The organism is Streptomyces amakusaensis, assembly GCF_039532665.1.
GTDB classification, from domain to species: Bacteria; Actinomycetota; Actinomycetes; order Streptomycetales; family Streptomycetaceae; genus Streptomyces; species Streptomyces amakusaensis.
In genome coordinates this window covers 83911-108959 of the sequence record NZ_BAAASB010000012.1, presented here as the reverse complement: position 1 = coordinate 108959, position 25049 = coordinate 83911, and the positions used below count along the sequence as shown (strand labels likewise).

The window sequence follows — 25049 nt, the reverse complement described above, 5'->3', positions numbered from 1 at the left end:
GGCGGCGAACGATGTCGGATCCACGATCGGCCCCGCGCTCGGGGCGAACTCCGGGCGCCCGTAAGGGACTCGCCCTCCTGGTGCTCTGCGCGCAGCTGTTCCTGGACTCCATGGACGTCTCGCTGATGGGCGTGGCCCTGCCCGAGCTGAAGGACGATCTGGGGCTGAGCGGCGAGGAGCTCCAGTGGCTCATCTCCGGCTACGCGGTGGCGTACGGAGGCTTTCTGCTGCTCGGCGGCCGGGCCGCCGACCTCTTCGGCAGACGCCGGATGTTCTTCTGGGCCACCGCGGTCTTCGCCGTGGCCAGCCTGGCCGGCGTATTCGTCTCGGACGGGACCCTGCTGATCGTCAGCCGGGTCGTCAAGGGGATCGCGGCGGCGTTCATCGCCCCCGCCGCCCTGTCGATCATCACCACCACCTTCAAGGAGGGCCCCGAGCGCAACCGCGCGGTCGGCATCTTCTCGCTGACCGGCGCGAGCGGTTACGCGGCGGGCCTCGTCCTCTCCGGTGTGCTCACCGAGCTGAGCTGGCGGCTCACCTTCCTCGTCCCGTTCGTCATCGCCGCCCTGGTCTTCGCCACTGTCCGGTACGCGGTCGCCCCCGACCGGCCCCGCACCGGCGACCGCCCGGGCTTCGACGCCCTCGGGGCGCTCACCGCGACCGGCGGCGCGCTGCTGCTGGTCTTCGCGCTCACCCGCGCCCCCGAGGTGGGCTGGGGCTCGCCCGCGACCGTGCTTTCCCTGGTCGCCTCCGTGCTGCTGCTCATCGGCTTCGTCCTCGTCGAGAGCCGCCGCCGCGAACCGCTGGTCCAGCTCTCCATCTTCCGCTCCCGCACCCTGTCCACGGCCAATGTCGTCGGGCTGACCTGGGCCTGCGCCACCATCGGCTGGCAGTTCGTCGCCCTGCTCTACCTCCAGCAGGTGCTGGGCTACAACGCGCTCGGGGCCGGGCTCGCGATCGTGCCGATGGCCGCCGCGATCCTCCTCACCGTGAACATCACCCCGCGCGTCATCGACCGCTGGGGGCTGCGCCTGCCCGCCGTCCTCGGGCTGCTGCTCCAGGGGCTCGGCATCCTGCTCTTCCTGCGCGCCGGGGAGAACAGCGGCTACGCGGCGGTGCTGCTGCCAGCCCTCGTCATCCACGGCGTCGGCAACGGCCTGAGCTTCCCCAGCTTCAACATCGCGGGGGTCGGCGGGGTCGCCGACGCCCAGCAGGGCCTGGCGACCTCCCTGATCCAGTCGGCGCTCCAGCTCGGCGGCGGTCTCGGCGTCGCGGTCGCCGCCGCGGTGCTGGCCTCCGCCGGCACCGCCGGTGAACTCGACTCGTACCACTACGCCTTCCTCGCCGTCGGTCTCTTCTCCCTCGTCGGAGCGCTGGCCGCCGCGCTGGGCCTCGGCCCGGCGACATCCCGGGGCCAGGACGCCGCCGTCGGCGAGCCGGACACGGCGGGCCGTGACACACCGCTGGAGAGCGGGCGCGCATGACCGGCCCCACCCGCGCCCGGCCGCCGCACGAGAGGGCGGACACGGCCACCGGCACCCGGACCGGACCGGCTCCGGAGCGCCTCGCCCCCGGCGATCCGCGGCTCTCCTGGGACGGCGTCAGCGGCTGGAGCGCGGGCCCCGGCGGCCCGCTGCCGCTGCGCGTCCCCCCGGAGCGGCTGGCCACCGCGATGTCACCGGCCCTGACCCGGGTCGCCCGGACCGCCGCCGGGATCCGGTTCGCCGTCCGCACCGACGCCACCGAGATCACCCTGGAGGTGGAGACCGAACCCGGCGGCGCACCGCTGGACATCAGGGCCGACGGCGTCCTCGTCCACCGCTGGGCCGGCGGCCCCGGCGGACACCGGGTCTCCTTCCCGCTGCCGCCCCCGGCGGCGGGAGGCCGGCCCGCCGAGGTCGAGGTGTGGCTGCCGCACCTGGGCGTCACCCGGCTGGGCGCGGTCTCCTTCGGCGGCCACCGCTCGCTGACGGCGGCGGACCGCACCGGGCCCCGCTGGGTGGCGTACGGCAGCTCCCTGACCCACTGCATGTTCGCCGCCGGCCCCTCCGAGACCTGGCCCGCGCTGGTCGCGGCGGAGCGGGGCTGGCGGCTGCGGAACCTGGGCCTCGCGGGAGAGGCGTATCTCGACCCGGCCCTCGCCCGCACGATCAGGGACGCCCCGGCGGAGCTGATCAGCCTCGAACTGGGCATCAACGTCTACATCCGGGGCGCGTTCACCGCCCGGAGCTGGGGCCCGGCGGTCTGCGGCTTCCTCGACACCGTCCGCGAGGGCCACCCGGGCACGCCCGTCGCCGTCATCACCCCGCTCTCCTCGCCCGACCGCGAGCGGAGCGTCAACAGCGCCGGGCTGACCCTGCAGGACACCCGCGAGATCACGGCGGAGGCGGTACGCGTGCTCCAGCGGCTGGGCGACCGCGATCTGCACCTGGTGGACGGGCTCGAACTCGCCCCGGTCGCCGAGGCCCCCGCGCTCTACGCCGACGGGCTCCACCCCTCCGCGTCCGGCGAGCACGTCCTCGCCGAACGCATCGGCGCGGCGCTCGACGCGATCCCGCCGCCCCGCCGGGGCTGACCGGCCCACGGCCCCGCCGGTGAGGCCGGCCGGCGGGGCCGCCGGGCGCGTGGGCGAGGGCCGTTCAGACCGCGAAGGCGATCCTCGCCAGCACCCCCCAGCGCCCCTCCCGCCGGGTCAGCACATACAGCGACTCGAACGACCCCAGCGACACTCCCTCCCGGTCGTAACGGGCGAACCGCACTTGCGCGTGGACCTGATCGGCGGAACGCTGGATCAGCTCCACGCTCTCCCAGCCGCTGCGGTCCCAGCCGCTCGCGAGCAGCCGCGCCACCTCGGGCTCCGAGCGCTCGGCATACTCCTCCTCGGTCTCCCAGACGGTGACCTCGCCGTCGCTGACCCGCAGATGCGGATAGTGCAGCGTCCGCGCCCAGTCGGGCACGGACCGGCTGTTGAGGGCGTCGAGAAAAGCGTCAAGAGCCTTGTGGACATCATCACGGATCTCATCGGATTCGGACACGAGCGACCTGCTTCTCCTTTCCGGGCCAATTCCGGTCCGGGCGAGCGTACGTCCGCTCAACTCCCGCCATCAACGGTCCCGTTCGAGAAAATCGTGTTTCGGGATCGTCACGGGAATGTGGACAGGCCTCCGCCACTCCGGTGGACCTGGTTGTTCCAGGCCCCAAGACCTGGAACAACCAGGTCCACCGGCAGAAGAAAATCGGCTTCCGATGGAAAAGGATTGAGGCGCACAGGCAATGTCCTCATTCCTTTGGAGTCCCGAAGGTGAACACATGGACCACTCCTGCCCGCGTCGAACTCGACGGGAAATCGCTGACCCTGCGCGACGTGGTGCGCCTGGCCCGTCCCGCCCCGCACGAGCCCACGGCCCGGGCCGTACTCCACCCCGCCGCTGCCGCCGCCGCCCAAAACAGCGCGCGACTGCGTGAGCGCCTCACGGCCGAACGGAAGCCGATCTACGGAGTCACCACCGGCTTCGGCGACAGCGTCACCCAGCAGATCAGCCCCGAACGCGCCGCGCGGCTCCAGCACCATCTGATCCGCTACCACCTCAACGGCGTCGGCCCCAACGCCCCCGCCGACGTGGTCCGCGCCACCCTGCTCATCCGCGCCAACTGCCTCGCCCGGGGCAACTCCGGCATCCGCCCCCAGGTGATCGAACGGCTGCTGGACCACCTCGACGCGGACATCCTCCCCCTCGTCCCCGAACGCGGCTCCCTCGGCGCGAGCGGCGACCTCGTACCGCTCTGCTACATCGCCGCCGCCCTCATCGGCGAGGGCGAGGCCGAGGTCGGTAAACGCGTCCTCCCCGTCGCCGAGGCCCACCGCGAGGCCGGCATCACCCCGGTCACCCTGGAGGCCAAAGAAGGCCTCGCCCTCATCAACGGCACCGCGTTCACCACCGCCTTCGCCGTGCTCGCCGCGCACGACGCCGGCCGGCTCGCGACCGCCGCAGAGATCGCCACCGCCTTCGTCAGCGAAGCCCTCCTCGGCAACGCCTCCCACTTCGACGCCTTCCTCCACCGCGCCAAACCCCACCCGGGACAGCTCGCCACCGCCGCCGAGCTGCGCCGCCTCCTCGCCGGATCCCGCCTCTCCACCACGTACGAGAAGATCCTCGACGCCATCGGCGCGCTGGAGGGCGGCGACCACCGCGAACTGGACCGCCGCATCCAGGACCACTACTCGGTGCGCTGCGCGCCCCAGGTCGTCGGAGTCCTGCGCGACACTCTCGCCTGGATCGGCCCCTGGCTCACCACCGAGGTCAACGCCTCCACCGACAACCCCCTCTTCGACACCGCCGAGGGCCGCCCCCACCACGGCGGGAACTTCTACGCGGGCCATGTCGGCCAGGCCATGGACAGCCTCAAGACCGCCACCGCCAACGTCGCCGACCTCCTCGACCGCCAGCTCGCCCTGATCGTCGACCCCAAGTTCAGCGGCGGGCTCCCCGCCAACCTCGTACCGTCCGCGCTCGCCCGGGAGACCGGACTCCACCACGGCTTCAAGGGCATGCAGATCGCCGCGTCCGCCGTGACCGCCGAAGCCCTCAAGACCGCCCTGCCCGCCACCCTCTTCTCCCGCTCCACCGAGGCGCACAACCAGGACAAGGTCAGCATGGCCACCGCCGCCGCCCGGGACGCCAGGACCGTCGGCGAACTCACCGGCCAGGTCGCCGCCATCGCCCTCATCGCCGGGGCCCAGGCCCTCGATCTGCGCGGACCGGACCGGGCCGCCCCGCGCACCCGGAGCGTCCACGCGCTGATCCGCTCCCATGTGCCCTTCACCGACCGCGACCGCCGGATGGACCACGACATCGCGGCCGTCGCCCGCCTCATTTCCGACGGAAGCCTCGCCCGCGCGGCGGGCTCCCCGGCCGAGAGGGACACCGATGCTGCTGCTCCGTGACACCGAGGCCGGTCGGGAGCTGGCCGAGGTGATCCGCGACCACACCGCCCTCGTCCGCAAGACCCACGCCGGCTCCACCGACCAGGCCCACCGGGGACGGAAATTCACCGCCACCCTCCGGGCCGCCACCCGGTCCGCCCTCTACGAGGACACCCTCCGACCCGAACTCCTCGCCCTGGCCGAACGGACCGCACCCGAACGGGCCATCGGCGACATCCTCGCCCGGCTGCCCCTCCTCCCCAAGACGGCCCTCAGCGACAGCGGACACCAGGCCTTCACCAGAGAACTCTCCGAATTCCTGCACTACTACGAGTCCTCCGGCACCACCGGAAACCCCGTCGCCGCCCCCAAGGCCCTGGACGATCTCGTCGCCAACACCATCAACATAGGCGAACTGTGGGCCCGTATCCTCTCCCCGGCCGACCGCGCCCTCATCCTCATCAACGCGCCCTTCGCCCCCGCCGCCTACCAATTCGAGAAAGTCCTCGAATACCTTCAAGTGATGTCGCTCCGGCCCTGGGTCGACAACATCACCGGCGACTACACCCGCGTACTCAGACTCATCCGCGAACTGAAGGTCAACGTCTTCGTCGGCCCGCCCTCCCGGCTGCTGGAAATGATCCAGTTCGCCCACCGCAACGGCGAACCGCCCCCCGCCTTCGACACCCTCCTCCTGATGGCCGAACAGACCGGCCCCGCCTTCGTCCGCCACCTCGAACGCCTCACCGGGGCCAGGGCCCATGTCGCCGCCTACGGCTCGTCCGAGACCGGCACCACCGCCGTCACCTGCGAACACCGGGGCCTCCACCTCCAGACCCAGAGCTACGCCCTGGAGATCGCCGACGACACCGGAGCACGCCCCGTCGACGGCCGCCCCGACCGGGGCGAACTCATCGTCACCACCCTGGACGTCCTCGCCCGGCCCCTCCTCCGCTACCGCACCGGCGACCTCGTCGAGATCGCCGGAGCCGACTGCCCCTGCGGAGTCGCCACCCCTCTGCTGCGGACCCTCGGCCGCTCCCAGGACCTCATCACCCTGGAAGGCAGCGGCATCCGGCAGAACGACGTGGAGTCCGCGCTCTGGGCCGACGGCCCCCGGACACCCGATGCCCCTCTGATCCTCAACTACATGCTGGTCGTCCGCGACCGTACGATCCTCTGCCTGGTCACCACCACGGGCCCGGCCGACCGGCACTGGACCGAGGCGGTCACCGCCCGCCTCGCCGCCCTCTTCCCCGGCCGTGAACTGGCGCTGCGCCCGGTGGAGAAGCTCCCGCCGCTCGCCTCGCTCGGCCAGTACCTCGGCTGGAAGCTCTCCCGGGTGCTCGACCTCGGCGACGAACGCAACTGGGACCGGCTGCCCGCCCCCATCCGGGGCGTCGTCGAGGAGACCCTCGCCGCCTACGCCCCCTCCACCACCGACAGCTGAGGAGATGCCCGTATGTGCGGCATAGCAGGGTGGCTCGACTGGGAACGCGATCTGACCCGCGGGACCGCCACCGCCACCGTCACCGCGATGGCCCAAACCCTCGCCCGCCGGGGCCCGGACGACGCGGGTGTGTGGACCGCGCCCCGTATCGGCCTCGGACACCGCAGGCTCGCCGTCACCGACCCCGGGGGCGGAGCCCAGCCGATGGCCGCGCTCGGCGAGGACGACGGCCGCCCGCTCCTGGTCGTCTCCTTCAGCGGGGAGATCCACAACCACCGGGAGCTGCGCGCCGAACTCCGCGCCAGGGGACACCGCTTCCGTACCGCGTCCGACACCGAGGTCCTCCTCGCCGCCCACCGCCAGTGGGGGCCCGAGGCCGTCACCCGCTTCGCCGGGATGTTCGCGTACGCCCTGTGGGACATCGAGCGGCAGACCCTCCACCTCGGCCGCGATCCGCTCGGCGTCAAACCCCTCTACTACGCCGAGCACGACAGCGGAGTCGTCTTCGGCTCCGAACCCAAGGCGCTCTTCGCCAGCGGCCTGGTCGAGCCCGAGGTCGACGCCGAGGGGCTCACCGACGTCTTCACCGTCGCCGCCAAACGCCCCGGCGACGCCGTCTACCGCACCCTGCGCGAGGTCCGCCCGGGCCATCTGCTCAGCTTCGGGCGCGGCGGGAGCACCTCGTACCGCTACTGGCGGCTGGTCAGCGCACCCCATCAGGACGACCCCGAAACCACCGTCGCCACCGTCCGCTCCCTGCTGGAGGGGATCGTCGCCGAACAGACCCTCGCCGATGTGCCGCTGGGGGCCCTGCTCTCCGGCGGCATCGACTCCAGCGCCATCACCGCGCTCGGCGCGGCAGCCCTGACCGCCGGCGGGGGCGGCCCGCTGGCCACCTACTCCGTCGACTTCGCGGGCGGCGAGGACGACTTCGCCGCCGACGCCCTGCACGTCTCCCGCGACGCTCCCTATGTACGAGCCGTCGTCGACCACGTCGGCACCAAGCACCAGGAGGTACTGGTCGAGCCCACCGCCCTGCTCGCCGAGTCCGGCGTCGCCCTGAGGGCCAGGGACTACCCGGGCGTGGGCGACCTGGATGTCTCACTCCATCTGCTCTTCCGCGAGGTACGCGGACATCTGACCGTCGCGCTCTCCGGGGAGGGCGCCGACGACGCCTTCGGCGGCTATCCGTGGTTCGCCCAGGAGGCGGAACGGCCCTCCGGCGGATTCCCCTGGTCGGCGGGGGTCCGCGACCGCAATGCCGTGCTCTCGCCCGCGCTGCGCGGCCGTCTCGACCTCCATGAACGGCTCGAACGGCGCTACCGGGAGGCGCTCGGCGAAGTGCCCCGCCTCGACGGCGAGAGCGGGACCGACCGCAGGATGCGCGAGGTCTACTACCTCCAGCACACCCGCTTCCTCCCCTTCCTCCTCGACCGCAAGGACCGGATGAGCATGGTCCACGGACTGGAGGTCCGCGTCCCCTACTGCGACCACCGGCTGATCGAGTACGTGTGGAACGTCCCCTGGCGGCTCAAGAGCCTCGGCGGCCGGGAGAAGGGGCTGCTCCGCGCCGCGGTCGAGGACGTGCTGCCCGCGGCGGTCGTCCACCGCCCGAAGAGCGGCTTCCCCGTCGGCCAGAGCCCCGAGTATCTGCGGTCCGTGCGCGAGGCGGTGTCCGACATGATCAGCGACCCCGGCGCACCCGCGATGGAACTCCTCGACGCGGACGCCCTGCGCGCCATGGTGCGGGGCCGGCAGTGGGTCAACGGTGACTTCACCCCGCCGCCGATCCTGCCGCGCGCCCTCCAGCTCAACGACTGGCTGACCGAGTACGGAGTCCGGGTGGTGCTGTGAACCGCCCCCGGCCGGCCGCTGTTCAGCCGCCGGTACGGGCGGGGTCGTCGGCCAGCGCCACATCGAGCAGCCCGGGGAAGCGGGCGTCGAGGTCCTCGCGGCGCAGCGACATGTAGCGGTGGGTCCCCTCGATCCGGGTGTGGGTGACCCCCGCGTCCCGGAGCACCTTCAGATGGTGGGAGAGCGTCGACTTGGAGAGGGGGATGCCGAGGGCTCCGCAGGACCGCTCCTCGATCCCCACCAGCCCGCGGACGATCGCGAGCCGGGTCGGATCGCTCAACGCGTGGAAGACGGCGGTGAGTTCGATGTCGGACCGTCCGGGATGGGTGAGCGTGCGCATACGACCGGCTCTCCTCTCAGCTGGTTCGTAGATTTGCACATCATCGAAGTATGGGCAACCTCCCCACCCCGGACGGACGCCGCTACCAGGAGTCCCAGTGGGCGATCCGCTCCGCGCCCACCCGGGGGCCGGGCCGGAAGTCCGTGCCGATCGTGTGGGCCACCGGGATCAGCGCCGTCTGGAGGACCGTCTCGTAGGGGATGCCCAGCAGCTCCGCCGCCTCGCGCTCATAGTGCAGATGGGGAGTGGTCCACGCGGTGCCGAGCCCCCGGGACCGGGCGGCGAGCATGAACTGCCACACGGCCGGCAGCACCGAGCCCCAGGTGTTGGCCTGTCCGACGTGCGAGTCGTTCTCGTGCCGGCCCTGGACCCCGATGCAGGGAATCAGCAGCACCGGCACCTCGTGCAGATGGTCGAAGAGGTACTGCGCGCTGTCCGTGATCCGCGCCCCGCGCACCGGGTCGCCCCGGTTGATCCCGTCGCGCACCACGCGCTGACGGGGCCGGGCCAGCCCGAGCCGGTACAGACCGGCGAGCGCGGCGCGCTTGCCCGGATCGGTCACCAGCACGAAGTCCCAGCGCTGCCGGTTGCGGCCGGTGGGAGCCTGGGTGGCCAGCTCCAGACACTCCTCCAGCAGCCCGCGCTCCACCGGGCGGGTCAGATCGAGTCGTTTGCGCACGGCACGGGTGGTGGTGAGCACCTCGTCGGCGCTCAGGTCGAGCGGGGGCATGGATCTCCTGTTCCCGGGGCGGCGGGGCCTGTTCCCGCCGCCGTCGACGGTGGCACCGGCAGCCGCGGCACCGAGGCCAGCAGCCGGCGGGTGTACGGGTGCCGGGGCGCGCCCAGCACATCGGCGACCGGGCCCGATTCGACGACCCGGCCCTCGTGCATCACCAGCACCCGATCGCTGACCTGCCGTATCACCGCCAGGTCGTGCGAGATGAAGATCATGGCCAGGCCCAGTTCGGCCCGCAGCCGGGCCAGCAGCGCCAGCACCTGGGCCTGCACGGTCACATCGAGCGCCGAGACCGGTTCGTCGCAGACCAGCAGCCGCGGCGAGGCGGCCAGCGCACGGGCGATCGCCACCCGCTGCCGCTGCCCGCCCGAGAGCCGGGCCGGCCGCCGCTCCAGCAGCCCGGGGTCCAGCCCGACCTGCTCCAGCAGTCCGGCCGAGCGCTCGCGCCGCAGCCCCCGGGCGGTCCCGGCCACCGCCAGCGCCTCGCCGAGGATCCGCCGTACGGTGAACCGGGGGTCGAAGGCGGCCAGCGGATCCTGGTGGACCAGCTGGACGTCCCGGCGCAGCGGTCGCCGCAGCCGCTCGTCCAGCGCGCTCCAGGGCCCGCCGTCGAGCAGCACCTCGCCCTCGTCGGGCGTCAGCAGCCCCATCGCCAGCCGTGCCAGCGTGCTCTTCCCGGAGCCAGACCCGCCCACCACGCCCAGCGTCTCGCCCGGGGCGAGAGCGAATCCGACGCCGTCGACGGCCGCCCGCTCGCTCCCGTCGGGGGAGCGGTAGCGCTTCACCAGATTCTCGGCGCTCAGCAGCGGCGGTACGGCCGGTTCGACGGGCGCGGGCGGGCCGTCTGCGGCGGGGAGGCCCGGGGGAAGGTCCGGGCTCGGCACCGAGGCGATCAGGGTCCGGGTGTACGGGTGTTCCGGAGCGCCCAGGACCCGCGCGGTCGGCCCCGACTCCACCACCCGGCCCTCCGTCATCACCGCGACCCGGTCCGCCAGCCGGGCGACCACCGCGAGATCGTGGCTGATCAGCAGCAGCGCGGTACCGGAGTCCCGCAGCTCCTCCAGCAGCGCCAGCACCTGGGCCTGGACGGTCACATCGAGCGCGGTGGTGGGCTCGTCGGCGATCAGCACCCGGGGGCCCGCCGCCGTCGCCGAGGCGATCAGGGCGCGCTGCCGCAGCCCGCCGGAGAGCTGGTGGGGATACTGCCGGGCCCGCAGTTCCGGCTCCGGCACCCCGGCGGCGGCGAGCAGCCGCGCGGCCCGTCCCGGCAGCTCGGCCCGCCGGGCCAGCCCGTGCGCCAGCAGCGGTTCGACGACCTCCGCGCCCACCCGGCGCAGCGGGTCCAGCGCGGACAGCGCGTCCTGCGAGACCAGACCGGCGAACCGGCCGCGCACCCGCCGCCAGTCCCGCTCCCGGTAGCCGCCCGCCTCGTGCCCGTCGACCCACAGCTCCCGGGTCTCCACGCTCGCCCCGGGTCCCGCGAGCCCCACCAGCGCCCGCGCCGTGACGCTCTTCCCGGAGCCCGACTCGCCCACCAGGGCCAGGCACTCCCCGGGGACGAGGGTCAGGGACACCTCGTGGACGACCGTACGGCGGCGCGCGCCGCGGCCGAAGGCGACGGTGAGGCCGCGCACCGCGAGCGCGGCGGCGGGCGGCGGCGTCGTTGTCGTACGGTCCTCGGCGGGCGAAGCGCCGCGCGCGGTGGCGGTCATGCCTCCCGCCTCCCTTCGAGCCGCAGATGCAGCCGGCGGCCGACGACGGTGACGGCGACGACCGACACGGTGATCGCCGCGCCCGGGAACACGGCGATCCACCAGGCGTCCTGGAGCGCGTCACGGCCCTGGGAGAGCATCGACCCCCACTCGGGCGCGGGCGGTTCGGGGCCGATGCCCAGGAAGCTGAGGGCCGATCCGGCGACGACCGCCGTGCCGACGCCGAGCGTCGCGGGCACGACCAGCGGGCCGAGCGTATTGGGCACCACGTGCCGCAGCACCACCGTCCGGCGGCGCAGCCCCAGCGCGGTGGCCGCCGTGATGTACTCCGCCCGGCGCACCAGCCGCGCCTGACCCCGGACCAGCCGGGCGTACCCCGGTGCCGAGGAGACGGCGACGGCCAGCAGCGCGTTGCCGGGGCCGGGGCCGACGACCGCGATCACCAGCAGCGCGAGCAGCAGCTCGGGCAGGGCCAGCGCGATGTCCGTGCCGCGCATGGCCACCTGGTCGGCGACCCGTCCCAGCAGCGCCGACGGGAGCCCGACCAACAGCCCGGCGAGGACGCCGAGCGCGGTCGCGCCGATCCCCAGCAGCAGCGAGTGGCGCGCGCCGTGCACCACCCGCGCGTAGACGTCGCGGCCCAGCTGGTCGGTGCCGAACCAGTGGTCCGGGCCCGGCGGCAGCAGCGCGGCGAGCGGATCGGCCGCCGTGGGCGAGGCGTGCGCCAGCAGCCCGGGGGCGGCGCAGGCGAGCGCGGCGGCGAGCAGGACGGCCACCGCCAGCGGCAGCCCGGCTCCCGGCCCGTCCGCCGTCCGTCCGTGTGCCGTACGGGTCCCGCCGGCCGGGTGGGCGCTCATCCGGGGCTCCTCAGCCGGGGATCGGCCCACAGACAGATCAGATCGGCCAGCGCGTTGACGACGAGATAGACGGCGGCGGAGAGCAGCACCAGGCCGACGACCACCGGGATGTCCCGGCCGGACACGGCGTCCAGCGTCACCCGGCCGAGGCCCGGCCTGGCGAAGACGGTCTCCACCAGCACCGTCCCGCTCAGCAGTCCGCCCGCCAGCCAGCCGCTCAGGGTGACGGCGGGCACGGCGGCGTGCCGCAGCGCGTGGCGCAGCCGCAGGGCGGCCGGGCGCAGCCCCCGGGAGCGGGCGGTGAGCGCGAAGGGCTGGTGCAGCGCGCTCTCCATCCCCTCCCGGAGCACCTGCGCGAGCAGGGAGCCGAACGGCACCGCGAGGGTCACGACGGGCAGCACCAGCGACCGCCAGTCGCCCGCCCCGGCCACCGGGAACACGTTCAGCCGGAAGGAGAAGACGGTCAGCAGCACGATGCCGAGCCAGAAGGCGGGGGTGGAGACGGCGATCAGCTCGGCCCCCGAGGCGAGGCCGCGCACCCGGCGGCCCCGCCCGGCGGTGAGGGTGGCCGTCAGCAGCGCCCCGGCCACCAGCAGCACCAGCGCGCCGAGCGCGAGTTCGGCGGTGTGGCCGAGCTGTTCGCCGATGATCACCGAGACGGGCTGCCGCTGCTGGTAGGAGTCGCCCAGCTCACCGGTGGCGAGCCGGGCCAGGAAGGCGGCGTACTGGACGGACGCCGGATCGTCGAGGCGGTACTCCCGCCGGATCTCCGCGCGCAGCGCGGTGGAGTCCGTCGCCGACGCGCCGAGCAGGGTGGTCACCGGGTCGCCGGGGGCGAGGTGGAGCACCAGGAAGGCCAGGCTCGCCGCGCCCCACAGGACCAGTACGGCCCCGGTGGCGCGGTGCAGCAGCCGGCGGGCGGCGGGCGGCAGCGGGCGGCTCACCGCTCGGTCTTCCACACGCCCGCGAACTGCGGCCAGGCGTTGGCGTCGAAGGTCAGCCCGCGGGCCTTCTCGCCGGTGCCGATCGCGGTGACGGGCACGTACAGCGGCAGTACGGTGCCGCGGTCGACGGCCCAGCGCTCCACCTTGGCGTACGAGGCCTCCCGGGCCTTCGGGCGCTTCTCGGCCGCGCCCGCCCGCAGCCAGGCGTCGACCCGGGGGTCGTTCGCGCCGGAGACGTTCTGGCCGCCCTTGGCGGGCCGCTGGGTGGAGAGGTAGAAACCGGCGAGGATCGCCGGGTCGGCGCGGACCCAGGCGTTGTCCCACACGTCGTAGTCGCCCGTGCCGTACCGCTCGAAGTACGCGCCGGTCTCGACCGCTTCGCGCACCAGATCGATGCCGTTCTTCCTCAGCTCGGCCTGGACGGCCTCCGCGAGGACGTCGCGCTGGTCGCGGATCAGGGCTCCGATGTAGGGCCAGCGCAGACGGAGGCGCTCGCCGTCCTTGGTGCGGTAGCCCTCGCCGTCCCGCCCGGTCCATCCCGCCCGGTCGAGCAGGTCGGCCGCCCCCTTGGGGTCGTGGCGTACCGCGCCCTCGATGGAGTCGTCGTACCCGCCGGGGGTGGCCGGGCTGAGCGGGCTCCAGGCACGCTCGTACTCGCCCCGGTAGACGCTGCGGATCAGGGCGTCGACGTCGACGGAGCGCTGGAGGGCCCGGCGTACCCGCTCGTCGCGCAGCGGACCCCGGCCGGTGTTGAGGTACAGGGCGTATGCGGCCCCCGGGGCCTGCCGCTTGGTCAGTTTCAGCGAGGAGTCGCGCTGCACCGCCCGCGCGGAGGTGATCGGCACGGCCGCCGCGTCCACCTGACCGCTGGTCAGCGCGCCCGCGCGGACGGAGTCCTCGGGCAGGAAGCGGACGACGAGCCGGTCCACCAGCGGCGGCCCCTGGTGGGCGGCGCCCTTGGGGGACCACCGGTAGTCGGCGTTGCGGACGAACTCCGCCCGGTCGTTCTTGACGTACCGCTCCGAGCGGAACGGGCCGCTGCCCACGGAGTACTTCCCCCCGGCGCAGAGCCGGTCCTTGTCGCGGCTGAGGGAGATGGGCGAGGCGATGCCCAGGTACGGGGTGCTCGCCGCCTGGAGGAAGGGGACGCTGGGCTCGGTGAAGTCGATCCGGATCCGGTGCTCGCCGAGGATCTCGCTGTCCCGGTACGGGCCGAGCAGGGCGGCGGCGTACAGCGACTTGGTGGCCGGGGCCCTGATGTGCTCCAGATTGGCCCTGAGGGCCGCGGCGTCGAACGGGGTGCCGTCGTGGAAGGTGACGTCTTCGCGGAGTTCGAAGGTGTAGCTGCGCGCGTCGTCGGAGATCTTCCAGGAGGTGGCGAGCCAGGGGTGGAAGCGGCCCTGGTCGTCGAGGTGGACCAGGGAGTCGAACACATTGCGCTGGACGACGGCGGTGATGTCCCCCGGGCTGGTGTGCGGGTCCAGGCAGGAGGTGCCGACGGCGGCGGCGTAGGTGAAGGTCCCGCCGCGCACCGGGGTCGCCGAAGCGCCGCCCCGGTCCTCGGCTCCGCCGCAGGCGGTGAGCGCGATCGCCAGGGCTGTGGTGGTGGCGGTGACTGCGGCGGCGGCTGTGCGCGGGAGCATGTGCTTCTCCAGGGAGGCGGTGCGGGACGGGAGACGGCGTCGGGGCACGGCCCGGCGGGGGAGGGGCCCGGCGGGGGAGCGGCGCTCTCGCCGCTCCCGTGCGGGGCGGACGGCGGTCAGGCGGCGGCCGTGCCCCGGCCGGTGGCCCGGGCCGCGTGCACGACGGCCTGGATGCGATTGCGCATGCCGAGCTTGCGCAGGATGTTCGACACATGGAACTTGACGGTCTTGCTGCTCAGACCGCAGCTCTCGGCGATCTCCGCGTTCGACCGGCCGGCGGTGAGCAGGGCGAAGACCTCCTGCTCGCGGAGGGTGAGCGGGGTGGTGGGCGCGGTGCGCGGGGACACGTCCCCGGGTCCGTGGGGCAGCGCGACGTCGATGATCCGGCGGGCCGTGTCGTCGTTCAGGAACGCCTCGCCCCGCGCGGTGGCCCGCACCGCGGCCGGCAGGACCTCCGGCGCGGCGTCGACGCAGACGAAGGAGCGGACGCCGGAGCGGAGATAGCCGAAGACCCGGTCGGTGCCGCTGCCCTTCAGGACGACGACGGCCCGGGTGGCGCGGGTCTCCCCGGGGAACCGCAGGGCGGGGGCGACTGCCTCGGCGACGGTGACGCCGGTCAGATCCTCGATCAGGACCACATCGGGAGGGCCGGGGCGGTCCGGGACGCCGCCGGCCGGGCGGCCGTTGACGATGGTGAACTCCGGGTCCTCCTGAAGTAGCGCCGTCATGCCGGCGATGAGCAACGACGGTCGGCCGGGGGCCAGTACACGGATCGCACTCCGCCCCCGTGGCGGTGAATCGAAGTGCAACATGGGGCACGACGGTACGGAAAAGATGTCTGTCGGTCAATCATCTCTGGCTAGATTAAATGTTGCGTGATTGTGTCGGCTCTGCACATCTCCGGCGTTCCCGCAGGCCCCGGCGCGCACCGCGCCGACAGCGGCCCCCGTTGACACGCCCGGCCGCCGAAACGCACACTCGAACCGCCCGTGTGAACGACTGTTCACACGGTGGGGACCTGGACCCGACGGCACGGACCCGCGACCGGACGGCAGTCCGCGCCGCCGCCCCCAGCGAGGAGCTGAGAGACATGCCCGACCGCCTCCGAGACGTCTATGTCGTGGACGCCGTACGCACCCCGGTCGGCAGATACGGCGGTGCGCTCTCCGGAGTGCGCCCCGACGACCTCGCGGCCCATGTCCTCACCGCCCTCCTCCGCCGTACGCCGGAACTCGATCCGGCCCGTATCGACGACGTCCTCCTCGGCAACGCCAACGGCGCGGGGGAGGAGAACCGCAATGTGGCCCGGATGGCCCTGCTGCTCGCCGGGATCCCGGTGAGCGTCCCCGGCGCGACCGTCAACCGGCTCTGCGGCTCCGGGATGGAGGCGGTCGTCCAGGCCGCCCGGGCCATCGCCGTCGGCGACGCCTCCGTCGCCGTCGCGGGCGGCGTCGAATCCATGAGCCGCGCGCCCTGGGTGGTGCCCAAGCCCGAACGCGCCCTCCCCGCCGGCCACCAGCAGATGTACTCCACCACCCTCGGCTGGCGGATGACCAACCCCCGGATGCCGAAGGAGTGGACGATCGCGCTCGGCGAAGGCGCGGAGCTCGTCGCCGACCGGTACGGCATCGGCCGCGAGGCCCAGGACGCCTTCGCCCTCGACAGCCACCGCAAGGCCGCCCGCGCCTGGGCGGACGGACGGTACGACACCGAGGTGGCCCCCCTCGACGGCATCGCGCTCGACCGCGACGAATCCATCCGCGACACCACCTCCGCCGAGGCGCTCGCCGCCCTCAAACCCGCCTTCCGCACCGACGGCACCGTCACCGCGGGCAACTCCTCACCGCTGAGCGACGGCGCGGCGGCCCTCCTCCTCACCGACGAGGACGGACTCCGCGCCACCGGCCGCCCGCCGCTCGCCCGCGTCGGGGCGACCGCCGTCACCGGCATCGAACCCCAGCTCTTCGGCGCGGGCCCGGTGGAAGCGGTCCGGCGGGCCCTGAAGAAGGCCGGCCGCGGCTTCGGCGAGGTGCGCACCCTCGAACTGAACGAGGCGTTCGCGGCCCAGGCCCTCGCCTGCCTGGGCGAGTGGCGGGATCTCGATCCCGCCCTCGTCAACCCCCGGGGCGGCGCGATCGCCCTCGGCCACCCCCTCGGCGCGTCCGGGGCCCGGATCACCGGAGCCGTCGCCCACCAGCTCGCCGCCGCCGGCTCCGGCACCGGAGTCGCGGCCCTGTGCATCGGCGTCGGCCAGGGGCTCGCCCTCGTCCTCGAAGCCCCCTGACACGAGCGCCCCGCCCGGGAAAGGGGATTGCCGTACGGCTGTTCGTGTGGATAGGATCCCGCACTGTGACTGCCGGGTCGGCCTTGGGCCAGAATCGAGTTGGGTTCCCGGCCTCGGAGTGAATCCGAGGCGGGTGAGAGCCCCGCCCCCTCTGTATCTCCTCACCTTCCGCGACGTGCTTCGCTCCTGTCGCGCCCCGCCACGGCCCCATCGGGCCGGGGTGTCGCTCCGTCGACGCCAGGCGCTCCCTCGTCACCCCCTCCCCTGGGGCCTGTCGTTTGGATCATGCTGGGCTCGCGAGCCCTGGTGCCGCACTCCCCCTGGGCCTTCGGCCCGGGAGGTGCCCCCACCGCAGGGGCTCAATCCTCCGCCTGGGGGCACCGCCCGCGCCGGAGGCTGCGGGGGAGATGCACGGCACCAGACCCCGCTCACTGATCCAGCCTGATCCAAACGACAGGCCCTGGCACCCGTACCGCATCGAGGCCGGTGCGCGCCCCCGCCGGGCCGTGCCGCGCCCCCGACACGCGGCTCCTCGGCATGCCCGCCGACCGTAAGCGGCCCCGCCCTTCCGGCAGCCGCCCCCTACCCGAAAGAAGAGAATGCCCAACGATTTCAACCAGTCGGTCATCGACGAATTCCGCGCCAACGCAGGACAGGTCGGCGGCCCCTTCGAGGGAGCCCGCCTGCTGCTGCTGACCACCACCGGGGCGCGGACGGGCACCCCGCACACCACCCCCGTCGGCTGTCTCCCCGACGGCGGCGAACGCGTCCTCGTCATCGCCTCCGCCGCCGGCGCACCGCGGAATCCCGCCTGGTACCACAATCTGGTGGCCAACCCCCGGGTCACCGTCGAGAGCGGCGTCTTCACCTACGAGGCGGAGGCCGTCGTCCTGCGCGGCGAGGAACGCGACCGCGCCTTCGCCCGCGCGGCCGAGGCCGACCCCGGCTGGGCCGAGTACCAGGCGAAGACCTCACGCGTCATCCCCGTGGTCGCCCTCCAGGAGATCCCCGGGCCGCCCCAGGTGGCCGGAGCGTCCTCGACGGGCGCGGCCGTCAAACTGATCCACGACGGATTCCGCCGCGAACTCGCCCTGATCCGTGCGGAGATCGCCGCCTCCGGCCCCGGCGTCCTGGGCGCCCAGCTGCGCGTCAACTGCCTCACCGTCTGCCAGGGGCTGGGCAACCACCACAGCGGCGAGGACCGGATGATGTTCCCGATGATGGGCGAACGCCACCCCGAACTCGCCCCGGTCATCGCCCGGCTGACAGAAGAACACCTGGCCATCGCCGCCCTGGTCGAAGAGTTGCGGCAGACGCTCTCCGCCGGCCCGGAGAGCGACGCGCCGACCGTTCTCGCCGAGGTCGAACGCCTCGGCGACGAGCTGGAACGCCACCTCGCCTACGAGGAAGAGCACTTGATCCCGATGCTCGACCGATGACACCGAGCCGCCGCCCGGCCGGCACTCAAGGCCGGGCGGCGGCCGAGAGCTTCAGATTGCGGTTGAGGAAGGCGACCGCGTCGGCGGCCACCTGGGCACGCACGGGCCCCGCCCCCGCGATGTCGTCGGCGAACTCGTAGTGCCCGACGGTCTCGCCGAGGCAGCTGACCTCGGCCCCCGGTATGCCTCTCCCGTACCGCAGCGCGTTCTCCGAACCCGGGGAGTTGTCGTCGGCGCCGCCCCAGCGGATGGCGACCGGGCGGTCGACCGCCGTGAGGCTGCTCTCGTCCACCAGCTGCCCGATCGCGGGGGAGATGAGGAACGCCGCGAGGATCCGGGGGTCGGCGACCGTGGCACCGGCCTCCTCGATCCGCCGCCGGAGTTCGTCGGGCGGCACCCGGGAGCGCAGGGCGTCGATGAGACCGGGGAACTCCGGCAGGGGCGGAGCCGGCACCACCCCGTCGAGCACGGCGCGGACCTTCTCCGGCGAGAGCCGCGCGCCCACCAGGGCGGCGGCGCTGTAACCGCCGAGGGAGAAGCCCGCCACCCCCGCCGCGCCGATCGGCCGCTCCCGCTCCAGCCACCCCAGTACGAAGGAGAGATCGCGCGGGCGCTCCCAGACGAAGGCGAACCCCTCGGGCAGCGAACGGCCCGTGGACGTATTGCCGTGGTGGTCCACGGCCGCCACCAGGAAACCCGCCCCGGCGAGCGCATCGGCGAGCCAGCCGAGATCGAGCGCGCTGCCTCCGGTGCCGTGCGACAGCAGCGCCACCGGAGGTTTCGGGGGACGCCCGGCCGGCTCCCACACATGGGTACGGACCGGACGAGGGCCGTCCGATTCCCAGCCTCTCCGGCTGTGGTCGAGAAGCTCGTACACCTCGGATTCGGACATGCCAAACAGGCTAGCGCGCACCCTCCGCACCCGTCCCGCGATCCGCTCCCCGACCCGAACCCACCTGCCGCTAAAGGGAGATCATCCGGTGCTCAGGCCCGGCGCACCGACGGCGGCGTACCGAAGACCCGCCCCAGGGCCGCGACCGAAGCCACCACCACCGCGAGGGCGACCAGTAGCGCGCTCACCCAGAGCGGCCCCCGGTATCCCGGCCCCGCCCCGGCCGCCACCCCGCCGAGCCACGGCCCCAGCGCCGCGCCGACGTTGAACGCGGCGGTGGCGGCCGCCCCGGCCAGCGTCGGAGCCCCGGCCGCCGAGTAGAATACCTGCGACACCAGCGTGGAGCCGACCGCGAACGACAGCGCGCCCAGCACCAGTACCAGCACGGCCGTCGCCACCGGGCTCCCCGCCGACAGAGCGAACACCGACCAGCCGACGAGCAGCGCCGCCCCGCCGGTCACCAGCAGCAGTACCGGCCGGGTGTCGGCGAACCTGCCGCTCACCGTCACCCCGATGAACGAGCCCAGGCCGAAAAGCGCCAGCACGGCCGGGACCAGCGCCCGGCCGGCCCCGGTGACCTCGGTGAGCAGCGGAGCGAGATAGGTGAAGGCACAGAAGGTCGCCCCGTTCACCAGCGCGCACAGCAGCAGGAACACCGCCGGGCGCGGGGCGAGCAGCGCCCGCGCCTGCCCGCGCACACCGGGGGCGGTGCTCGAATCCGTACCCTCCGGAACCCACTTCAGGATCGCGAGGACGGCGGGCGCGGAGAGCAGCGCCACCGCCCAGAACGCCGAACGCCACCCCCACAACTGCCCGAGCAGCGCCCCCGCGGGCACCCCCGCGACACACGCCACGGTGATGCCGCCGAGCAGGATCGAGGTGGCCCGGCCCTTCGCGTTCGCGGGGACCAGCGCCGTCGCGGTGGTCAGCGCCACCGCCAGGAACCCGGCGTTGGCGAGCGCGGCCACCACCCGGGTGGCCAGCAGCACCCCGTAATGGGACGTCAGCGCCCCGGCCACATGGGCGAGCAGAAAGGCGACCAGGAAGACGAGCAGCGAGAGCCGCCGGGGCCGGCGCATGCCGACCACCGCCATCAAAGGCGCGCCGACGATCATTCCCACGGCGAACGCCGAGGTCAGCGAGGCCGCGGCGGGGATGGACACCCCCAGATCACGGGCGATGTCCGGGACCAGGCCGGACAGCATGAACTCGGACGTCCCCTGGGCGAATACCGCCAGTCCGAGGAGATACAGAACAAAGGGCACAGCGAGACTCCACAGCCACTACGAAGACGGACGGGGCAGCGGTGAGCCGTGGGGCGGCACCCGTCGTGGAGTCGGCGGCACTCGTCGGCACGCCCGGAGACATCGGCGGGCGCGGGAGGTCAGCGCGACAGCGCGGGAAGCCACCGGACGGCCGGTGGCCCCAGTCTGGAGGCTTCGGGGCTGGACATGGCCGCAGGCTAACCGGGCCCGCTCGGCGCTGTCCACACGATTTCCCGGCTTCTCCGCCGGGAAGCACCCGAGAAGCACCGGGAACCACCGAGGGGCCGTTCGCGGAGGGACGACACCCTCCGCGAACGGCCCCTCGGGACCGAGCCACGACTCAGAGCGCTCCCTTGCGCCGCTCCCGGGTCAGCAGATAGCCGAGATAGGCGCCGCCGATCGCCATCGTGTAGATGCCGACGGGCAGATCGTCGAAGAGCGGCAGCTGCTGCGCACAGAGATCGGCCGCCACCATGAGCAGCGCGCCGGTCAGCGAGGCCAGCAGCAGATGCGGCCCGGACCCCCGGGTGATCCGCTTGGCGATCTGCGGCGCGGTGAGCGCGATGAACGCGATCGGCCCCGCCACGCTCACGGCCCCCGCCGACAGCACGATGGCGAGGACGACGGCGTACGTCTTGGTGCGCCTCGGGTCCGCGCCGAGCCCCTGGGAGATGTCGTCGCCCATCTCGCCGGCGCTCAGCCGCCGGGCGACCAGCGCGGTGAACGGCACGACGACCAGCAGGACCAGCCCGATGGTGGTCGCGTCCTCCCAGGACCGCGAGTCCAGACTGCCGTTGACATAGGCGGTCAGCTCGGCGGCGCTGTCGCGCTTCATCGCGTACACCACGTACTGCGTCACCGCCGCGCAGATCGCCGCCACACCGATGCCGGCGACCACCAGCCGGGCCGGGTTGCGAAACCCGGTGCCGGTGGAGACGTAGACCAGCGCCATCGCGAGCACCCCGCCGATCAGCGCGCCGAGCGGCACGCTCACCGTGCCGGGGAACATCAGCGCGGCGAGCGCGGCTCCCGCGCCCGCCCCCGCGCCGAGGCCGATCACATCCGGGCTGCCCAGCGGATTGCGGGTGGCGGACTGGAACAGCGCTCCCGAGAGCCCGAGGGCGCATCCGGTGCCCATGGCCACCACCAGCCGGGGGCCGCGCAGCCGCTCCAGCACGAACGCGTTCTTCCCCTCCGCCCCGCCGGTCAGCGCCTCGCCCAGCTCGGCGACCGGGATGCCCAGCCGCCCCAGCGACAGCGTGGCGACGGAGCCGGCCACGAGCAGGGCCAGCAGCGCCAGCGCGGTGAACACGGACACCCGCCGGACCGGGACGGCGACGGCACGCCCGAGGACGAGAAAGCCCCTCGGCCCGCCAGCCCTGCCCGCCTGGGTCGAGGTCATGCGTTCCCCCTCATCCTGCGTACGGCGATCAGCAGCGCGGGCGCTCCGACGAACGCGGTCACGATCCCGACCATCAGCTCCTGCGGGCGCATCACCACCCGGCCCACGACATCCGCCGCGAGCATCAGCGAGGGGCCCGCGACCGCCGAGAACACGATCTGCCGGCGGAAGTCGGCTCCGACGACCGCCCGCACGATGTGCGGAACGGCCAGCCCGACGAAGGCGATCGGGCCGACGGCCGCCGTGGCGGCGGCGCTGAGCAGCGTGGCGGCGAAGAGCCCGCCCGCCCGCACCGCCCAGGGGTTCGCCCCGAGCGAGGCCGCCGTCGCGTCGCCGAGGGCGAGCGCGTTGAGACTGTGCCCCAGCAGCAGCGCGAGCAGGAGGCCCGCGCCCGCGAAGGGCAGCATCGACAGCAGGACGTCGAAGTCCCGGCCGCCGAGCGCGCCGACCACCCAGTAGCGGTAGCTGTCGAAGACCTGCGGCTTGGTGAGGGTCACCGCCTGGATGTACGCCATGAGCACGGCGGACAGCACCGCCCCCGCGAGGACCAGTCTGACCTGGCTCCTGCCCGCCCCCGAGGACCCGATGACCTGGACGGCGACTCCGGCGACCAGCGCCCCCGGCAGCGCCCACCACATGGCGGCCGTACTGCCGGTCGCGCCCCAGAAGGCCGTCGCGGTGACGATGCTCGCGGAGGCTCCCGCGTTGATGCCCAGCAGTCCCGGTTCGGCGAGATGGTTACGGGTCACGCCCTGCATCAGCGTGCCCGCGACCGCCAGACAGAGCCCGGCCAGCACGCCGAGCGCGGTCCGGGGGTACCGGCTCTCCACAATGGTGGTGATCTCCGCGTCGGCGGTGCCGGAGAGCACATCGGCCACATCGCCGATCGAGGTGGTCGAACTGCCGAACATCACGCTCGCGGCGACCGCGAGCACCAGCACGGCGAGACCGGCGACCATGGCGAACACCCGCCGGGCAGTGCCCCGGTGGGAGGCACTGCCCGGCGGTACGTGTGTGACGGTTGCCATCTGGCTGTCGCGTCCCGTTCCCCGGTTACTTGCCGGCGGCGGCGACGGCCTTGTCGATCAGCGGCAGGTACCGGTCGATCGTCCACGGCACGGTGAGCGGGTTGATGATCGAGGAGGCCGTCACGAAGGACTGGGTGTCGCCGACGACGACGGCGCCCTTCTTGACCGCGGGGATGCTCGCGTACAGCGGCTGCTTCTCGATCTCCGCGCGGTTCTTCTCGTCACTGTAGAACGTGAAGATCAGGTCGCTGTCCTTGAGCTTCCCGGCGTTCTCCAGACCGATGAGCGCCGAGTCGGTGCCCTCGGTCTCCTTGAAGCCGTTCACCACCGGGTCGACGGTCAGGCCGAGGGAGGAGACCATCTTGACCCGCTGCTCCTCGGGCTTGAACACGCCGAGGGTGCCGGGGCCGGTGTTGTAGATGTACGAGAACTTCAGGTCCTTGTACTTGGGGCGGGTCTCGCCGGCCTCGCTGAGCTGCTTCTCGATGTCGGCGATCAGCTTCGGGGCCTGGTCCGCCTTGCCGAGCGCCTTGGAGACGATCTCGATCTGCTGGTCCCAGTTGGTGCTCCACGGCAGGTCCGGGTACGCCACCGTCGGGGCGATGTCCTTCAGGACGTCGTACTGCTTCTGCGTGATGCCGGACCAGGGGGCCAGGATCAGATCGGGGTCCAGCTCCATGATGGCCTCGGCGTCGATCTCCTCACCGCCGGCGAACTGCTTGGGGAGCTTCTCGCCCTTCTTGGTCACGGCCTCGTGGATCCACGGGAGGTAGCCCGTCTTGTCGGCGCCCCACTCGTAGCTCTCGATGCCCACCGGGGTGTGGCCGAGCGCGATCGCGGTCTCGGCCGAGCCCTGGCCGAGGGTGACGACCCGCTTGGGCTGCGCGGGGATCTTCGCGGTGCCGAGCGCGCTCTTGATCGAGACCGGGAACGCCCCGCCGCTCTTCTCGGCCGCGCCGTCCGTCTTCTTGTCGCCCTCGTCGGAGGAGGAGCAGCCGCCGACGGTGAGTACGGCGGCGGTGGCGGTGGCCGCGACGGCGAGCGCGCGGCGACGCGCGCGAGTGAACCCGAGCATGGACGTTCCTCAAGATTGGTGTGCAAGGTCGCCGACCTTGAGCCAGGCAAAAAGGGCATTCGCCCCAAATTAAGCTGTGTGGACGCAGATAGCTGCGGCACTGATCGACTTAGGTAAGCCTAAGCTATACCCGTCCCGGTGTTCAACCGCCCCCGGGGGAGGGGCGCGGCCCGGCCGGGATCCACTCGGCCCCCCGTCCCCCGGCGGTTGTTCGAACATGGCTCAAAAGAAGGCCGGTTGGGGTTGTTCTCTCTTTTCCGGCCTATGCCGGGACCCGCCCTCTCCCTAGCATGGGCGTCTTACAGCTCCTCTTATCGATCTACTCGACAGACAACGGGTGAGTGCGGGATGCAGAACGAGTCGTGGCGCCCGGACGCCATCGACACGACGGTGCCCAGCGTGGCGCGGATGTACGACTACTACCTGGGGGGCAGCGACAACTACGAGTCCGACCGTGTGGCCTGCGAGGAACTGCTGACACAGGTGCCCAGCACCAAGGTCCTGGCGGTCAACAACCGCCGCTTCCTCCAGCGCGTGGTGCGGCTGCTGGCCAGCGAGTACGGCATACGCCAGTTCATCGACCACGGATCCGGCCTGCCCACCCAGGACAATGTCCACCAGGTCGCCCAGGCCGTCGACCCCGCCTCCAGGGTGGTCTATGTCGACAACGACCCCATCGTGCTGGCGCACGGCCGCGCGCTGCTGGACGAGAACGACCGCACCGCCGTCATCCAGGCCGACATGCGCGACACCGACGGGATCTTCGGCCACGAGGAGACCGTCCGGCTCATCGACTTCGACAAGCCCGTCGCCGCCCTCTTCGTCTCCGTACTGCACTGCATCCCGGACGAGAGCGACCCCGCCGGACTGATCAAGCGGGTCGCGGAGCGGCTGGCCCCGGGCAGCTTCCTCGTGGTGTGCCAGCTGGTCAGCGAGCGGCCGGAGATCCGCAAGTTCGTCACCGACTTCATGGCCGAGGCCACCGGCGGCCACTGGGGCAGGGTGCGCGAGGAGCGCGAGGTCACCGAGTACTTCACCGGCCTGACGATCCTGGAGCCCGGTCTGGTCGAGGTGTCCACCTGGCGGCCCGACAATGATCTCGCGCCGGTCCAGCAGACCGACGAGTGGATCGAGTGGGGCGGCGTGGCCCGACTGGGGTGATCATGGCCTGGAAGGAACGGCCCGGGGCCCGCACACCGAACCG

Annotated in this window: 21 protein-coding genes; 8 read left to right on the top strand and 13 right to left on the bottom strand. The window is 73.0% G+C overall.

Annotation, left to right across the window (positions count from 1 at the left end; all coding sequences use genetic code 11):
- The first annotated feature begins 11 nt into the window (after positions 1–11).
- Together ABD371_RS21870 and ABD371_RS21865 are read left to right on the top strand one after the other, a co-directional pair.
- On the top strand, positions 12–1484 hold the full coding sequence (locus ABD371_RS21870; protein ID WP_344479383.1) for an MFS transporter: 1473 nt from the start codon (positions 12–14) through the stop codon (positions 1482–1484).
- A complete protein-coding gene (locus tag ABD371_RS21865) occupies positions 1481–2575 on the top strand; it encodes a GDSL-type esterase/lipase family protein (RefSeq protein WP_344479381.1) in 1095 nt (364 codons plus the stop codon). The genes ABD371_RS21870 and ABD371_RS21865 overlap by 4 nt, the downstream gene beginning before the upstream one ends.
- A 64-nt stretch (positions 2576–2639) precedes the next feature.
- Here the strand turns inward: ABD371_RS21865 and ABD371_RS21860 are convergent, their stop codons facing one another.
- Positions 2640–3035: a hypothetical protein gene (locus tag ABD371_RS21860; RefSeq protein WP_344479379.1), complete on the bottom strand. Its 396-nt coding sequence runs from the start codon at positions 3033–3035 to the stop codon at positions 2640–2642.
- A gap of 266 nt (positions 3036–3301) precedes the next feature.
- On the opposite strand from ABD371_RS21860, the gene ABD371_RS21855 reads away from it, so the two are divergent.
- From ABD371_RS21855 to asnB, 3 genes are read left to right on the top strand one after another with little or no spacing between them, the layout of a single operon-like run.
- Positions 3302–4945 (top strand): HAL/PAL/TAL family ammonia-lyase, encoded by a 1644-nt coding sequence (locus tag ABD371_RS21855; RefSeq protein WP_344479377.1) that lies wholly within the window; start codon positions 3302–3304, stop codon positions 4943–4945.
- The gene (locus ABD371_RS21850; protein WP_344479375.1) at positions 4929–6374 is read left to right on the top strand and encodes a phenylacetate--CoA ligase family protein; all 1446 of its coding nucleotides are present in this window, start codon (positions 4929–4931) and stop codon (positions 6372–6374) included. The genes ABD371_RS21855 and ABD371_RS21850 overlap by 17 nt, the downstream gene beginning before the upstream one ends.
- 12 nt (positions 6375–6386) lie before the next feature.
- Entirely contained in the window at positions 6387–8228 is a 1842-nt protein-coding gene (asnB, locus tag ABD371_RS21845; protein ID WP_344479373.1) for an asparagine synthase (glutamine-hydrolyzing), read from the top strand.
- Positions 8229–8250: 22 nt separating this feature from the next.
- Here the strand turns inward: asnB and ABD371_RS21840 are convergent, their stop codons facing one another.
- From ABD371_RS21840 to ABD371_RS21810, 7 genes are all read right to left on the bottom strand, one after another.
- Positions 8251–8568 carry an ArsR/SmtB family transcription factor gene (locus ABD371_RS21840; protein ID WP_190122938.1) on the bottom strand — a complete coding sequence of 106 codons (318 nt, stop codon included), beginning with the start codon at positions 8566–8568 and terminating at the stop codon, positions 8251–8253.
- An 82-nt stretch (positions 8569–8650) separates the two neighbouring features.
- Positions 8651–9298 (bottom strand): nitroreductase family protein, encoded by a 648-nt coding sequence (locus ABD371_RS21835; RefSeq protein ID WP_344479371.1) that lies wholly within the window; start codon positions 9296–9298, stop codon positions 8651–8653.
- Positions 9280–11016, bottom strand: coding sequence for a dipeptide ABC transporter ATP-binding protein (locus tag ABD371_RS21830; RefSeq protein WP_344479369.1), 1737 nt, complete (start codon positions 11014–11016; stop codon positions 9280–9282). The genes ABD371_RS21835 and ABD371_RS21830 overlap by 19 nt, the downstream gene beginning before the upstream one ends.
- Positions 11013–11873: an ABC transporter permease gene (locus ABD371_RS21825; protein WP_344479367.1), complete on the bottom strand. Its 861-nt coding sequence runs from the start codon at positions 11871–11873 to the stop codon at positions 11013–11015. The genes ABD371_RS21830 and ABD371_RS21825 overlap by 4 nt, the downstream gene beginning before the upstream one ends.
- Positions 11870–12817 (bottom strand): ABC transporter permease, encoded by a 948-nt coding sequence (locus ABD371_RS21820; RefSeq protein ID WP_344479365.1) that lies wholly within the window; start codon positions 12815–12817, stop codon positions 11870–11872. The genes ABD371_RS21825 and ABD371_RS21820 overlap by 4 nt, the downstream gene beginning before the upstream one ends.
- Positions 12814–14460: an ABC transporter substrate-binding protein gene (locus ABD371_RS21815; RefSeq protein ID WP_344479363.1), complete on the bottom strand. Its 1647-nt coding sequence runs from the start codon at positions 14458–14460 to the stop codon at positions 12814–12816. Before ABD371_RS21815 ends, ABD371_RS21820 begins: the two co-directional genes overlap by 4 nt.
- Before the next feature lie 116 nt (positions 14461–14576).
- Positions 14577–15188 (bottom strand): helix-turn-helix transcriptional regulator, encoded by a 612-nt coding sequence (locus ABD371_RS21810; RefSeq protein WP_344479361.1) that lies wholly within the window; start codon positions 15186–15188, stop codon positions 14577–14579.
- 362 nt (positions 15189–15550) lie between these two features.
- Here ABD371_RS21810 and ABD371_RS21805 point away from each other — a divergent pair, with 362 nt between their 5' ends.
- Together ABD371_RS21805 and ABD371_RS21800 are read left to right on the top strand one after the other, a co-directional pair.
- Positions 15551–16744: a thiolase family protein gene (locus ABD371_RS21805; protein ID WP_344479359.1), complete on the top strand. Its 1194-nt coding sequence runs from the start codon at positions 15551–15553 to the stop codon at positions 16742–16744.
- 599 nt (positions 16745–17343) lie between these two features.
- A complete protein-coding gene (locus tag ABD371_RS21800; RefSeq protein WP_344479357.1) occupies positions 17344–18183 on the top strand; it encodes a nitroreductase/quinone reductase family protein in 840 nt (279 codons plus the stop codon).
- Between the two features lie 25 nt (positions 18184–18208).
- Here ABD371_RS21800 and ABD371_RS21795 read toward each other — a convergent pair whose 3' ends face one another.
- From ABD371_RS21795 to ABD371_RS21775, 5 genes are all read right to left on the bottom strand, one after another.
- Positions 18209–19075: an alpha/beta hydrolase family protein gene (locus tag ABD371_RS21795; RefSeq protein ID WP_344479354.1), complete on the bottom strand. Its 867-nt coding sequence runs from the start codon at positions 19073–19075 to the stop codon at positions 18209–18211.
- A 92-nt stretch (positions 19076–19167) separates the two neighbouring features.
- Positions 19168–20340, bottom strand: a complete 1173-nt coding sequence (locus ABD371_RS21790) for a Cmx/CmrA family chloramphenicol efflux MFS transporter (protein WP_344479353.1) — start codon at positions 20338–20340, stop codon at positions 19168–19170.
- A gap of 340 nt (positions 20341–20680) precedes the next feature.
- Positions 20681–21742, bottom strand: coding sequence for a FecCD family ABC transporter permease (locus tag ABD371_RS21785; protein ID WP_344479350.1), 1062 nt, complete (start codon positions 21740–21742; stop codon positions 20681–20683).
- Positions 21739–22770 (bottom strand): FecCD family ABC transporter permease, encoded by a 1032-nt coding sequence (locus ABD371_RS21780; RefSeq protein ID WP_344479348.1) that lies wholly within the window; start codon positions 22768–22770, stop codon positions 21739–21741. The genes ABD371_RS21785 and ABD371_RS21780 overlap by 4 nt, the downstream gene beginning before the upstream one ends.
- Before the next feature lie 25 nt (positions 22771–22795).
- On the bottom strand, positions 22796–23845 hold the full coding sequence (locus ABD371_RS21775; protein WP_344479346.1) for an iron-siderophore ABC transporter substrate-binding protein: 1050 nt from the start codon (positions 23843–23845) through the stop codon (positions 22796–22798).
- Positions 23846–24193: 348 nt separating this feature from the next.
- Here ABD371_RS21775 and ABD371_RS21770 point away from each other — a divergent pair, with 348 nt between their 5' ends.
- Positions 24194–25006: an SAM-dependent methyltransferase gene (locus tag ABD371_RS21770; RefSeq protein ID WP_344479345.1), complete on the top strand. Its 813-nt coding sequence runs from the start codon at positions 24194–24196 to the stop codon at positions 25004–25006.
- Positions 25007–25049: the final 43 nt, after the last annotated feature.